The sequence below is a fragment of the Streptomyces sp. NPDC050416 genome (assembly GCF_044458845.1).
GTDB lineage: Bacteria > Actinomycetota > Actinomycetes > Streptomycetales > Streptomycetaceae > Streptomyces.
On sequence record NZ_JBITII010000002.1, the window covers coordinates 772310 to 785461 of the forward strand.

The following is a 13152-nucleotide window of genomic DNA, read 5'->3' on the forward strand; positions in this document are numbered from 1 at the left end:
GTCACGTTTCGATCACCGCCAGCGCCCAGGGTTACAGGCCGGGTGGTATCCGATCAGGACCGCAATGTTTTCGATCAGCTCATAAGAGCAGACATTTATCGACTTACCCGTCAATAGCGAGCTATGCACGATTTGCGGCGTTGGATAAGCGAATTCCCCTAAGTGCAAATCGCCCCACGGACTCGTGATCAGTGAGTTGAGTCACGTTATCCCCTGTGACATCCCACTCCGGCACCGACCCGTACCTCCTTCCGCCGCACGCAAGTTGAGCCTTGGCTTCAGCAAAGGATCAAGTGCCCCATACGCCCCTGACCAAGGTCAATCGCTCGATATGTGACTCCGGTGCTTGTTCCCGACATGTGCTCTCGCATACGTTCCGGGCCTGTCCGGCGGATCGCCGAATCCTGCCACCGCCCGGACACCCCACACGAACCCACTCACTCACGCAGGGCAGGAGCGGGGGACCCAGGTAAGTCGCCGGTCCGCGCAGCGGAACGGCTCGGGGTGAAGCCGCGTACGGCACACAGCGCCGTAGGCGGCCGGGCACCTCCCGGCCCGAACCCGACAGCTCACCTCGCAGGCGCCGGAGAGGAACATCCCCATGCCCCGAGGCAAGCACCGTCGTCCCAGAACCAGTCAGTTCACCCGTCGCGTCATGGCCGCCGGCACCGGCGGAGCGGCGCTCGTCCTGCCGCTGATCGGCGCGACGCAGGCCAGCGCCGCCCAGCCGGCCCAGAGCGCACCCACCGTCGCGCAGTCCGTGCCGCAGGCGGCCAAGACCGCCAAGTCCCTCACGTACACCGTCGCCAAGGGCGACTCGCTCGCCCGCATCGCGGACAAGTACGACGTGTCGGGCGGCTGGAAGCAGCTCTACAAGGACAACCGCGCCGCGGTCGGCGACAACCCGCAGCTGATCCACCCGGGTCTGAAGCTCACGGTGAAGACGGCCAAGGCGGACGCCGGGAAGAAGACGGCGACCAAGTCCTCCGCCCCCGCCAAGCCGGCCGCGAAGCCCGCCGGTGGCGTCGCCCAGGCCACCCAGGCCTCCGCGAAGACCTACGCGAACAACCTGGACGGCTGGATCCGCGAGGCGCTGGACATCATGGCGCAGAAGGGGATCCCGGGTTCGTACGACGGCATCTACCGCAACGTCATGCGCGAGTCGTCCGGCAACCCCCAGGCGATCAACAACTGGGACTCGAACGCCGCCAAGGGCACGCCGTCCAAGGGTCTGCTCCAGACCATCGACCCGACCTTCCAGGCCTACCACGTGGACGGCACGTCGTGGGACCCGTACGACCCGGTCGCCAACATCACGGCGGCCTGCAACTACGCGGCGGCGCGCTACGGCTCGATCGACAACGTCAACGGCCCGTACTGATCCGTCCCGCCCAGCAGCCGTTCGAGGACGACGGCGATGCCGTCGTCCTCGTTCGACAGGGTGACCTCGTCGGCCACGGCCTTGAGCTCGGGATGGGCGTTGGCCATGGCGACGCCGTGGGCGGCCCAGTCGAACATCGGGATGTCGTTGGGCATGTCACCGAAGGCGAGGGTGTCCGCCGGCCGCAGCCCCAGGTGCTCGGCGGCCAGCGCCAGGCCGGTGGCCTTGGTGATGCCGCACGGCTGGAGCTCGACCGTGCCGGGCCCCGACATCGTCACCGTCGCCAGTGAACCGACCACCGAGCGGGCCGTCGCCGCCAACTCGTCGTCCGACAGGTGGGGATGGCGCAGCAGCACCTTGCTGATGGGCTCGCCCCACAGGTCGTCGCGCCGGTCGACCCGCACCGCCGGCAGGGTCGGGTGCGGCATCAGGTAACCCGGCTCGATGAGCGTGAGGCCGTCGACCCCGTCCTGGTCGACCGCGGCGTACACCTGTCCCACCTCGGCCTCGATCTTCCCGAGGGCGGTCTCCGCCAGCTCCCGGTCCAGCGTGATGGACCACAGCAGCCGGTCCGCGCCGGCGTCGTACACCTGCGCGCCCTGTCCGCACACCGCGAGCCCCGTACAGCCGAGGTCGTCCAGGAGCGGCCGCACTCTCGGCGCCGGCCGGCCCGTCACCACGAGGTGCCGGGCACCGGCGTCCACCACCCGCGTGAGCGCGGCGAGGGACCGGTCGGACAGGGTGTCGTCGCCGCGCAGCAGCGTCCCGTCCAGGTCGGTGGCGATGAGTGAATACGCGAGGGGTGCGGCCATGATCAGAGAATACGGACAACGCGCCCCTTCGTTTCATCGCACGGCGCACGCCGATTGCCCGGTTGAAGGCCTCTGCACCAGTTGGCAACAACATGGTCCGCTACCTACCGTCGAGGCCGTCTCGGGCGGTACCTTCCAAGTGTCCAGGGGGACTTGATCGGGGGGTCGGGTTGAGCAGTGGGCGTGTTCGTGTGGGTGTGCCCGGGGAGCTCGGCGAGGGGGAGAAGGAGCGCTGGCGCGCGCTGCGCGCGGCGTCGGAGACACCGCGCAACCCCTTCATGGAACCGGAGTTCACCGAAGCCGTCGGCCTGGTGAAGCCGCAGGCGCGGGTAGCGGTGGTGTACGAGGGGCTGGAGCCGGCCGGCTTCCTGCCCCATGAACGGGGCCCGTTGGGGCAAGGACGGGCGATCGGCCTGGGCGTCTCGGACGCGCAGGGCGCGATCCTGCGGCCCGGCCTGCGTCTGGACACAGGCGAACTGCTGCGGGCCTGCTCGCTGTCGAGCTTCGCCTTCGACAACCTGGAGGCCGAGCAGCGGCTGTTCGTCCGGTACGCGGCCGAGGAGCACGCCACCTACGTCATCGACGTGGAGAAGGGCTACGAGACGTACGAGTCGGTGCTGCGCGCCCAGTCGCCTAAGTTCCTGAAGACCACCCTGGCCAAGGAGCGCAGGCTGGGCCGGCAGGTCGGCGAGCTGCGGTTCGTCTTCGACGAACGCGAGCCGGCCGCGCTGCGCACGCTCATGGAGTGGAAGTCGGCGCAGTACCGCAGGACGGGCCGCCGGGACCGGTTCGCCCGGGAGTGGATCACCCGGCTCGTGGGGCGGCTGGCCGAGACCCGGGCGCCCGAGTGCAGCGGCACGCTGTCCGTGCTGTACGCCGGCCGGCGCCCGCTGGCCGCGCACTTCGGACTGCGCTCGGCATCGGTCCTGGCCTGCTGGTTCCCGGCCTACGACCCGGAGTTCGCGAAGTACTCGCCGGGTCTGGTGCTGCACCTGCGCATGGCCGAGGCGGCGGCCGCCGAAGGCATCGGCATGCTCGACCTGGGACGGGGCGCGGCCGAGTACAAGGACGCGCTGAAGACGGGCGAACTGCCCGTGTACGAGGGTGCGGTGACGCGACCGGGGGCGGGCGCGGCACTGCACTGGCTGAGCCGCGAGCCGGCGCGCCGCGCGCACAGCTTCGTCCGCGGCAGGCCACGGCTCGCGGCGCTGGCCGCGCGGACCCTGAAGGGCGCGGCCCGGCTGCGCCGTACCTGACGACGATCCTGACGACGAGGGGGGAGGGGCCCATGGCCCGTTCGGGACATGCGCAGGAGGAGATACGGCGGTTCCTGGACATCGAGGCGGTACAGGTCGCCGAGCTGGACCTCGACGGTGACGAGGCGGTGCTCAGACCGGGCCCGGGGAGCCCGCCGGTGACGCACGGCGAGGTGTTCGTGCTGGTCAGACGGGTCGGGCGGCCCGTGGGGACGCTGCTCGGGCGGGTGCCGGAGGGGGCGGACCCGAGGGCGGTGCTCGCGGAGCGGGCGAAGGTCTTGCTCGCAGAGCGGGTGAAGACCGTGCTCGCGGAGCCGGAGAAGGCGCGGCAGGCTCCTGAGGCCGGTGAGCTGCCGTACACGAGTGTCGTCGTCGCCACCCGGGAGCGGGCCGGGCAGCTGGCCCGGGCGCTGGACTCGCTGCTGGCGCAGGACCATCCGCGGTTCGAGATCGTCGTCGTGGACAACGCTCCGGTGACGAGCGAGACGCGGGAGCTCATCGAGCGGAAGTACGCCGAGCGCGTGCGGTACGTCTGCGAGCGGGTGCCCGGCCTCGCGGTCGCGCACAACACGGGTCTCGCGGCCGCGCGCGGCGAGGTCGTCGCCTTCACGGACGACGACGTGGTCGCCGATCCACGCTGGCTGACCGAACTGACCGCGCCCTTCGCCGCCGACCCCGGACTGGGGTGCGGCACCGGGCTGATCCTGCCCGCGCGGCTGACCACCCCGGCCCAGGTGCTGCTGGAGAGCCACGGCGGCTTCGCGAAAGGCTTCACTCCAAGGACGTACGACCCGGCGCGGCCACCGGGTGACGAGCCGCTGTTCCCGTTCACGGCGGGGCGGTTCGGCTCCGGTGCGAACATGGCCTTCCGGACGGCCGTCCTGCGTTCCGTCGGCGGTTTCGACCCGGCCACCGGTGCCGGCACGGCCGCCCGGGGCGGCGACGACCTCTACGGCTTCGTCCGCGTCCTCGCCGAAGGCCACCGGCTGCGCTACACCCCGTCCGCACTGGTGTGGCACCACCACCGGGAGACCTGGCAGGACTTGGAGTCGCAGGCGTACGGCTACGGTGCCGGGCTCACCGCGTATCTCACCGCGGTGCTCGTGAACCGCCCCGCGCTGCTGCCCTCGTTCCTCGCGAGACTGCCCCGGGGCCTCGCCCACGCCCGCGCGCTGACCGCCGTACGCGAGACGGAGGGCGGCGGGGCGCCGGGCGACCACGACACGCGGACGCATCCCTGGCCGCGGCGGCTGTCGCGGTTGCAGCGCCGGGGGATGGTGTACGGGCCTGTCGGCTATCTGCGCGCGCGGCGGGCGCTGCGGGCGCGTGGTGAGGGGGCGAGATGAGGACGTCGGCACGTACGCGGGACGAGGGCCAGGGAGATGGCAGAGGCCGGACGGAGCGGGGTGCGCAGAAGGGTGAGGGGCCGATATCGGCACCGGGTGCGGCCGGCTCCCCGGCCGTCCCGGTCTTCCTGTACCACTCCGTGATGGACGATCCGCCTGCCTGGATCGCCGAGTTCACGGTCACGCCGAAGCAGTTCGCCGCGCATCTCGACGCCGTGGTCCGCAGCGGCCGCACCCCCGTCACGATCAGCGCGGTCGCCGACCATCTGGCCGGGCGTGCGCCCCTGCCGCCCCGGCCCGTGCTGCTCACCTTCGACGACGGCTTCGCCGATCTGCCCGGCCCCACCGCCGAGGCGCTGGCCGAGCGGGCGCTGCCCGCCACCGCCTATCTCACCACCGGCGCCATCGCCCCGGGCGGCCGCAGTCTGCTGCCGCCCGCGCCGATGATGACCCTGGACCGGGCGGCGGAGCTGGAACGTTACGGCATGGAGATCGGCAGCCACACGGTCACGCACGCGCAGCTCGACACCCTGTCCCGCGAGCACCTGGCGTACGAACTGCGCTCGTCGAAGGCCGTGCTGGAGGACGCCCTCGGGCACGAGATCCGCCACCTCGCCTATCCGCACGGCTACAACAGCCCGCGTGTGCGGGCGATGTCGGCCCGGGCCGGCTACGAGACGGCGACCGCCGTGCGGCACGCGCTCAGCTCCGACCGCGACGAGCGCTACCGCATCGCCCGGCTCATCGTCCGGCGCACCCACACCGTCGCCGACGTCGAGGCCTGGCTGGCGGGTGCGGGCGCCCGGGTCGCGCCCTACCGGGACGGGCCGAAGACGATCGCGTGGCGGTGGTACCGGCGGGCCCGCGCGGTGCTGCACGGGCCCGAGTTCGCGGGCTGATCCCTGCCCGGGTTACTTGAGCGGCTGGTTGAAGTAGGGGTCGGCGACCGCCTCGCGCAGGCTGTCCCAGGCCGCGTCGTTCGCCAGGGCCAGGTCGCAGTGCGGTCCGGGGTCGCGGTAGTTCCACTGGAGGGCCGCCTTCACGCCGTCCAGGCCCTTCAGCACCCCGGGCACCTGCACGTACCACTCGGCCTGCCGCTGCGGGCGGGACGGGTCCGCGGCGGTGCCGAACTCGGAGAGCATCAACGGCTTGTCGTCGGAGATGTTGTCACGGATCCAGTCGTGCACGGAGTGCTGCGTCTGCGCGAAGGTGCGCCAGCCCGTGTTGTGGCAGCGGTAGTAGTTGTACTGGTTGTAGCCGATCCAGTCGACGTACTCGTCGCCGGGATACATCGCCTTCATCTCGTCCGCGTGGTCGAGGTAGCCGGTCGTGATCCACGTCCACACCACGTTGTCGACGCCCAGGGCGCGGAACCGGTCGTGGATGTGCCGGTACGCCTTCACGTACTCGGCGGGGGTGCCGTTGGCCGGGGTGCGGGTGTCCATCTCCAGGTCGAAGGAGAGGAACACCTTCTTGCCGTAGTCCTTGACGCGCTCGGCCTGGACGTCGATGACGGTCCTGTCCAGCTCACCGGAGGCGATCTGCTTCCAGGTCGGCTGCTGCTCCTTCGTGCCGCCCCACCACTTGCTCTCCCAGGACAGCAGCAGCAGGCGGTCCTCACCGACGCGCCGCTCCTCCGGGGTGAGTAACTGGCCCTCCCGGCGCGTGCCTTGGGGCAGGGACATGTCGTGGTACGTGTACACGATGTCGAGCTCGCGGCCGACGCGCTTCTCGTAGGCGCGCACCTTCTCCGGCAGGTCGTCCCGCTCGTGGGGCACGAACGCCCCGAACCAGGCGCCGCAGGGCGGTTCCAGGAGGGCCGTGGGGCGGCAGTCCGCCGGGGAACCGGCGGCTCCGCTCTCATCCGGTCCGGAGGCGTTCCGGAGGGCGAGTACGCCGACCAGGACCGCGCTGACGACCGTCGCGGACGTGATCAGCAGTCGGCGCCGGCCCGATGTGAACGGGCCGGCGGACGGCTTCTCCTGGTGCGGCTGTGGCCTCCTGCGGTGCTGTCCGGTCGGGGTCGGGGTCGGGGCCGGCGTGCGGCGAAAGGGACGGTGGGGACGGTTGAACCTCACTGAGCAGAACCCTTCGGTGTCCTCGGTGTCGTCCTCGGCGGCGGGGAGGCGCGCAGCGGCGGACAGAACGCGGCGACGGTGGTCAGCAGCGTCAACGTCAGCAGCACCCGCTGCGCGCTGAAGGCGTGCGTGGCGATCAGGACGGTCGCGACGAGCATCACGGCGCCGATGCTCACGAAGAGCACCAGCATCAGCCGCTCCAGCAGGTCGGAATGGCGGGCGAAGTCCGGGTCGCGGCGCTCGACGGGGCCTTCTGCGGGCGGCTCCCCAAGCGCGGGAGCGCAGACTCTGACCATGGCCGCGCCCGGGCCCGCCGCCAGGAAGAGGGCGACGGCGGCGCCCCGCAGCGGCGATCCGCCGGGCAGCGCGAGGGCGGCGAGCGCGAGCCAGCCACTGAACGGCGGCAGCATCCGGGCCACGAGCTCCTGCGGTGTCATCGCTCCGCTCCTTGGGCCTGTTTCAGTACGTAGAGCCACCCGGCGCTGTTCTCCGCCACGAGCTGGAAGCGTGGTGAGGCGGCGACGGACTTCTGGATGCGGTCCAGCTGCGCCTCGTCGAGCTGTCCGTTCATCTCGGAGTTGGCCGACTGCCCCTGGGTGAGCAGGAAGTAGGCCCGGGCCGGCCGCTCCACGCCGGCCATGTCACTGGCGAGGGTGCCGGCCGGGTTCTCGACGATCCGGTCGACGTGGCTGCGGGCGTCGTCGAGGAACCAGTAGTGGTCGACGCTCCAGTAGGAGGCGTACGCGAGCGGGTAGTTGCGGTTGGCGGCCACGACGAGCGAGCCGTCGGGCGCCTGGTCGAAGAGCTGCCGTACGAGGGCCACTTCCTGCGGCGGGAAGTAGTTGATCCGGTCCTTGCCCGAGTAGGCCGGGACGAACGCCAGCGTCCCGCCGAGCAGTGCGGCCAGCCCCACCCACGTGCCGAGCCCTCGCCTGCGGGCTTGCACGGGGGCGGCCTGCCTGCTGCCGGCCTCCTTCGCGACGGCGTCGGCGGCCAGCGTGCCGACCTTGGGCAGCAGCGCGGCGGCGGCGAAGAACGCCGCTCCGGGCAGCATGAACAGCAGCACCCGGAAGATCATCTCGCTGCCGTAGCTGCTCGCCGCGAACATCGGCAGCGGGGCCGCCGCGAGCAGCAGCAGGGGCCGGGCCCGGTGCCGCAGCACCCTCTGGCGCAGGACGCCGACGGCCGCGAGCAGCAGGACGGAGGCGGACAGCAGCCGGGCGGCCCAGGAGGTGGCGATCGCTCCGGTGCCGGTCGGGGTGGCGCCGTACCCCGTCTCCACGTTGGCTCCGATGTCGCCGACGGAGCGGATCATGTCCGGCATCGCCGCGGACAGGAAGGGCAGCGCGGCCGTGAGGCACCAGGCCAGGAAGATCACGACGGTCGTGACCACCGGGACCCAGTCGCGGTAGCGGCGGCTCAGGCACAGGGCGAGCAGGCAGACGACCAGCATGCCCGGTGTGAGCTGGTGGGAGATGACGATCGCCACGACCATGACGACGAGCATCACCGTCCACACGGCCTGCCGGGGCCGCCCGCCCCGCACGGCGGACCGGCCGAAACGGCGCAGGACCAGGGCCAGGACGCCGACATGCAGCGCGTAGGCCACGGACTGGGGGGAGAAGTAGTCCTGCCCGACCCAGTTGGCGACGCAGAAGAGCCAGACCGCGGTCCAGATCAGCCGCCGGTCCTCCGTGAAGGTGCGGTAGATCAGCAGCAGCGGGAGCAGCAGCATCAGGCTGGAGACCAGGGGCCACCAGGCCATGAACATCGCCGCCGACTCCACGCCCAGCAGCCGCATCAGGGCGGCCTGTGCGGCGAAGAAGCCGGGCCACTGGTCGTACACCGCCATGTCGCCGACCTGGTCGGCCGTCTGCAGACCGCCCGCCGTCAGCAGGTGGTCGATGACCGCCTCGTGCTTCCACGCCCACGCGTACAGCGGGGTCGGGTAGACCACGGCCTGCGTGACCCGCTCCATCACCAGCAGCCCGAGGACGTACGCCAACGCCCAGGCGCCCGGCCGGCGCGGATCGCGGACCGTGAACCAGAAGCCGGTGGTGAGCACCGCGAGGCCGGCCCAGAAGGCCGGGTGCAGCGCCGTGACCAGCCCGTAGTCGTCGAGCCGCGAGACGTCGGTGTGCCGCACGGCGTACGCCCACAGGGCGAGCGCGACGAGCAGCGGAACGCCGGGCCAGGCCAGGGCGCGCCGCCCGGACCAGGCGGGGGGCAGGTCGGACAGGTCCGTCACGGGCTCGTGGGCCGGGCTCGACGACTCCGAGGACGAGGAACCGGAGGACTGGCCGGCGGTCTCGGGGCTGCCGCCGGGGGTGCTCGCGCCGTCCCCTGCCGGTGTGGGTTCTGGCGTGGATCTCTCCCTCGGAGTGACTGGCGGACGCACGGTGGTTTCCCCCTGGCGGTTCGGCTCTGTTCGGCTCTCTTCGGGCCCTGTTCGGCTCTTGGGCTTGATCAGGCGCTGGGTCGGCCGTTCGGACTTCTGCGGTGCGGTAGGGCCCTTCTGATGGATATCCGCAGGAGAAGGAGCGGCGTTCGGTGCGTGCGATCGGCGTGCGGTGCATGGGGGTGCCCCCGCTCGAGCGAAACCGAGAGTGGGGGAGTGCGTGCCGGGCGTCGTGACGCTGCGGAGATCCATCAGAAGAGCCCTCGCCCCAGGGCCGACGCGGCACGGCGGCAGAGCGGCAGAAGCAGGACGAGTGCGACGAGTACGGCGAGCAGGGGCGGCGCGACCGGTGCGAGCGCCTCACGCCATACCCAGCCGCCGACCGCGACGAGATACAGAACCCCCCAGCGCCCCGGCCACGGCAGCCGTCCGCCCGCGCTCGCGAGCAGCAGCCACAGAGGCACGAGACACAGCAGCTGGCAGACCGGCGGCGCCCAGCGAAGCAGCGGCTCGGGCCCGTCGAGCCCGACCGCGTCCGCGAGGAAGCCGGCCGTCTTCACATACAACGCCCCGTCCACCGGCCGCGGTTCCCGCCCGAGGGCGGCCGGTGCGGCGTACAGGGCGAGCAGGGCGGCACACAGCGTCGTACCGGGCAACCACGGGTCGCGCCGGGCGCACAGCGTCACGGCGGCGGCGAACACCACGAGCAGCAGGCCTCCCGCGGTGAGCGACGGCAGCGGCAGGCCCTCCAGCAACTGGCGCCCTGTCAGCGCCTCTTCGGTGGCGTGGTCGAGCCAGGGCAGATCGCGCAACGGCGCCCAGAAGAAGATGGTGGCGACGCCGAGCAGGCTCCACAGGGCGCCTCTCAGCCGCCGCTCCTGCGGCTCCTGGTCCGGTTCCGCGGACTCCTGGCGCGGTGGTTCCCTGGTCGGCCCTTCCGGCCGCACGATCAGCGCCAGCGTGTCCGCCTGGAGCGCCTCCCGTTCGTATCCGGGGCGCCCTATGAACAGCGTGACCGTGTCCTGGTCGCCGTCCGGGGGCTGGTAGGCGGCCCGGCGGGCCCAGGTCGTGCCGTACCCGGCGGTGGCGTTCAGCTTCGCCCAGCGCGTGCCGTAGGAGGAGTCGGCGGGCGTACGGGCCGCGGGCGCGCTCTCGTTGTGCCGCAGTGCCGCTCGCAGCCCGACCGTGGAGACGACGGCGATCAGCGTCATGCTCAGCAGCACCGCCCAGCCGGCGCCCGCGATCCCGGCCGGGGTGAACAGCACGGCCGCGCTGCCCAGCACCAGGGCGCACATGGCGCCTTGGAGCGCGGCGAGCACACCCGTGCGCCCCTGCACGCGCAGTACCCCGATGTACAGCTCCACCACGACCCGCGGCAGCGCGCCGAGGGCGAGCAGCCGCAGCACGGTCGAGCCGTGCTCGGCGTAGTCCGGGCTGAACGGCGTGAGGATGTACGGGGCGAAGAGGACCAGCACCAGCACGACCGGGACCAGCAGCAGCGTCATGCGCCGCAGGGCGCCCCGGACGCCGTCGGCGAGCTGCCGGGGGTCGTGTGAGGCGTGCGCGGTGAGGGACGAGGCCATGTTGATGGCCATGAACTCCATCGTGCCGCCGACGGTGTACGCCACGTAGAAGTAGCCGTTCTCCGCGGCGCTGAAGCGGACCGCGACCATCACCGGCAGCAGGTTGATCATCGCCAGGCTGAACAGCGCGCCCAGCGAGTCCCCGGCCAGGAAGCGGCCCATGTCGCGGAGTTTCGGAGGCTCTTTGTCGCGGTCGAGTTCGGCCTGGCGCGGGATGAGCCGGCGGAAGATCAGCCAGCCCAGCGGCAGGGTGGAGAACGCGATCGCCACCGCCCAGGAGACGAAGATGCCGAGGACGGGCAGCGTGCCGGCGAAGACGGCCAGCAGGGCCAGCTTCCCGACCGAGAACACCGCGTTCCCGGCCGGCACCCACTCCGCCTTGCGCAGTCCGGTGAGCACCCCGTCCTGCAGTGTGAGCAGCGCCCAGGCCACGGACGCCGCGACGAACACCGCGCCCGCCATGGGCGTGCCCAGCGGGGCGTACGACGCTCCCCACGCGTCGATCGTGAGCAGGAAGACCGCGGCGGCGAGCGCCACGACCAGCGAACTGGCCGCATACATGCCCCACACCAGGCGCCCGGTCTCCCGGCCCGCGCGCGGGACGAAACGTACGACGGCGCCGATCATCGTCGTCGCCGTGATGCTGGCGAGCAGCCGCATCGCCGCGATGGCGGCGGAGCCCTGGCCGACGGCCTCCTCTGAGTAGTAGCGGGCGGCCACCAGCCAGAAGCCCAGGCCCAGGACGGCGGACACGCCGGTGCTGAGCATGAGGAAGTAGGCGTTCTTGAACAGCGAGTCGTGCGTGTGCTCGTCGGCGGCAGGCTTCGGTCCGCCGCCGTCGGCGCGCGTGGTGGCGGGCTCGTGCACCTGGATCTCAGCCACGGGACTGACCCAGCCCTCCCGGTGCCGGCCTGCCGCGGGGTGGTTCTCCCGGTGCCCCGGCCGGCCGTGCCCCGGACCGCTCCAGCACCTCCACGACCGTCCGGGCCCGCAGCGGGTCCACGGGCAGCGCGTGCCGCGCGAACCAGCGGGCCGCCTCCGGGGCGGGTGAGAGGTCGGTGAACCTCTCGCCGGCGTAGTCGTCCAGCGGCGGGTCGTAGAGGTAGCCGACGACGATGCCCCGCCGTGCCAGTGCCGCGATCGCCGCGTCGCGGTCCGCCACGAACAGCGGGACGCGGAACAGCGGCTGGGTGCCGTGCCCGTCACGGGGCCTGGCCCAGGGTGTGGACAGCAGCAGTTCGGTGCCCGCCCGGCAGGCGTCCAGCACCTCGTCCAGCCGGTCGAGCTTGTGCCCGACGCGCCGCAGGCGCAGCCGGCCGGACTCCTGGCGGTAGTCGTGCATGTCGACGCGAACCCAGGGGTGGTGGGCGTCGAGCCCGGGCGCATGGCGGGCGGCCCGCGCGAGTTCGTCCGGGCGCAGCGGCATCCGGATCTCCTCGCGGTCCGCCAGCCCCAGCAGCCGGATCGCGGCCCAGGCGGCGCGCCGCAGCCGCAGCCCGCGCACCGTCGCCTCCGCGTACGGCCGGATCGCATAGGCCAGTTCGGAGCCCGGCCGGCGCGGCGTGAGCAGCTCCGCGCAGGTCTTCTCCACCGCGTCCCGCAGCCCCGGGTCGGCCAGGGAGAGCATGCCCCCGGCCTTGGCCCCGACGTGCTTGGACAGGCTGAACGCGGAGGCCTCGCCCCACGCCCCGACCGGCCGGTCCCCCACCCGGCTGCCGATGGCGTGCGCCGCGTCCTCGAACAGCGGGATCCCCAGCGCGTCGCACTTCTGCCTGAGACCCGGTGCCGGGTCAGGGTTCCCGTACAGGTTCGTCGTGAGCACGGCGGACACCGATCTCCACGTCTCGTCCGGCACGGCATCGATGTCGATGGACGCGTCGAGCGGGTTCAACGGCGCCTGCACCGGTCGCAGTCCGGCCGCGAGCACGACGAAGAAGATCACGTCGTCGTTGACCGGTGACATCAGCACCCGTCCGCCGGGCGGGCACCAGTGGCGCAGCGCCACGTACAGCCCGAAACGGCACGACGGTACATACACGCATTCCCGGCCGAGCCGCACGCGCATGGCCTCTTCCAGCCGCTTCGGCTGCACGCCATGCCGCACCGAGCCCGGACCGGCCTCCCCAATGGCCATCCGCCCCCCTGGTGTGCCATCGGAACGCCCCCTCCCCGAGGCCTTCCGGCACCCGCCCAGAGTCGCCCCGTTCGCACCGCTCCGTCAAGATTGCGTCGCGTCCTGTGGATAACTTCCGGCTCGTACGGATGTGCCGTCCCGTCCGCCGCGCCCGAGCCGCACCG

10 protein-coding genes and 1 riboswitch are annotated in these 13152 nt (G+C 72.0%); of the genes, 4 read left to right on the forward strand and 6 right to left on the reverse strand.

Translation table 11 applies throughout. The annotated features are described in order from the left end of the window. The first annotated feature begins 424 nt into the window (after positions 1-424). Positions 425-598, forward strand: a riboswitch (cyclic di-AMP (ydaO/yuaA leader). 3 nt (positions 599-601) lie between these two features. Beyond that, positions 602-1381: a transglycosylase SLT domain-containing protein gene (locus ACIBL4_RS08665; protein WP_399407753.1), complete on the forward strand. Its 780-nt coding sequence runs from the start codon at positions 602-604 to the stop codon at positions 1379-1381. Here the strand turns inward: ACIBL4_RS08665 and ACIBL4_RS08670 are convergent. Continuing rightward, on the reverse strand, positions 1345-2193 hold the full coding sequence (locus ACIBL4_RS08670) for an HAD family hydrolase (protein ID WP_356925197.1): 849 nt from the start codon (positions 2191-2193) through the stop codon (positions 1345-1347). The two genes, ACIBL4_RS08665 and ACIBL4_RS08670, sit on opposite strands and share 37 nt — an antisense overlap. Positions 2194-2384: 191 nt before the next feature. Between ACIBL4_RS08670 and ACIBL4_RS08675 the strand changes: the two genes are divergently transcribed. The 3 genes from ACIBL4_RS08675 (at position 2385) to ACIBL4_RS08685 (ending at position 5694) form a co-directional block, all read left to right on the forward strand. Next, on the forward strand, positions 2385-3449 hold the full coding sequence (locus ACIBL4_RS08675; RefSeq protein ID WP_399407755.1) for a GNAT family N-acetyltransferase: 1065 nt from the start codon (positions 2385-2387) through the stop codon (positions 3447-3449). A 32-nt stretch (positions 3450-3481) separates the two neighbouring features. Continuing rightward, positions 3482-4795, forward strand: a complete 1314-nt coding sequence (locus ACIBL4_RS08680; protein ID WP_399407757.1) for a glycosyltransferase — start codon at positions 3482-3484, stop codon at positions 4793-4795. 143 nt (positions 4796-4938) lie between these two features. Continuing rightward, a complete protein-coding gene (locus tag ACIBL4_RS08685) occupies positions 4939-5694 on the forward strand; it encodes a polysaccharide deacetylase family protein (protein WP_399407759.1) in 756 nt (251 codons plus the stop codon). A 12-nt stretch (positions 5695-5706) separates the two neighbouring features. On the opposite strand, the gene ACIBL4_RS08690 is transcribed toward ACIBL4_RS08685, so the two are convergent. The 5 genes from ACIBL4_RS08690 to ACIBL4_RS08710 form a co-directional block, all read right to left on the reverse strand. Next, positions 5707-6873, reverse strand: a complete 1167-nt coding sequence (locus tag ACIBL4_RS08690; protein ID WP_399407761.1) for a glycosyl hydrolase — start codon at positions 6871-6873, stop codon at positions 5707-5709. Further along, the gene (locus tag ACIBL4_RS08695; RefSeq protein WP_399407763.1) at positions 6870-7310 is read right to left on the reverse strand and encodes a hypothetical protein; all 441 of its coding nucleotides are present in this window, start codon (positions 7308-7310) and stop codon (positions 6870-6872) included. Before ACIBL4_RS08695 ends, ACIBL4_RS08690 begins: the two co-directional genes overlap by 4 nt. After that, positions 7307-9121, reverse strand: coding sequence for a glycosyltransferase (locus tag ACIBL4_RS08700; RefSeq protein WP_399407765.1), 1815 nt, complete (start codon positions 9119-9121; stop codon positions 7307-7309). The genes ACIBL4_RS08695 and ACIBL4_RS08700 overlap by 4 nt, the downstream gene beginning before the upstream one ends. A gap of 401 nt (positions 9122-9522) precedes the next feature. Then, on the reverse strand, positions 9523-11736 hold the full coding sequence (locus tag ACIBL4_RS08705; RefSeq protein ID WP_399407767.1) for a lipopolysaccharide biosynthesis protein: 2214 nt from the start codon (positions 11734-11736) through the stop codon (positions 9523-9525). Then, entirely contained in the window at positions 11729-12988 is a 1260-nt protein-coding gene (locus tag ACIBL4_RS08710) for a DegT/DnrJ/EryC1/StrS family aminotransferase (RefSeq protein ID WP_399407769.1), read from the reverse strand. The genes ACIBL4_RS08705 and ACIBL4_RS08710 overlap by 8 nt, the downstream gene beginning before the upstream one ends. Between the last annotated feature and the right edge of the window lie 164 nt (positions 12989-13152).

What these genes read in the sequence shown, in the direction of transcription:
- ACIBL4_RS08665 (WP_399407753.1), top strand. Translation starts at nt 602, where the DNA reads ATGCCCCGAGGCAAGCACCGTCGTCCCAGAACCAGTCAGTTCACCCGT.
- ACIBL4_RS08670 (WP_356925197.1), bottom strand. Translation starts at nt 2,193, where the DNA reads ATGGCCGCACCCCTCGCGTATTCACTCATCGCCACCGACCTGGACGGG.
- ACIBL4_RS08680 (WP_399407757.1), top strand. Translation starts at nt 3,482, where the DNA reads ATGGCCCGTTCGGGACATGCGCAGGAGGAGATACGGCGGTTCCTGGAC.
- ACIBL4_RS08685 (WP_399407759.1), top strand. Translation starts at nt 4,939, where the DNA reads ATGGACGATCCGCCTGCCTGGATCGCCGAGTTCACGGTCACGCCGAAG.
- ACIBL4_RS08695 (WP_399407763.1), bottom strand. Translation starts at nt 7,310, where the DNA reads ATGACACCGCAGGAGCTCGTGGCCCGGATGCTGCCGCCGTTCAGTGGC.
- ACIBL4_RS08710 (WP_399407769.1), bottom strand. Translation starts at nt 12,988, where the DNA reads ATGGCCATTGGGGAGGCCGGTCCGGGCTCGGTGCGGCATGGCGTGCAG.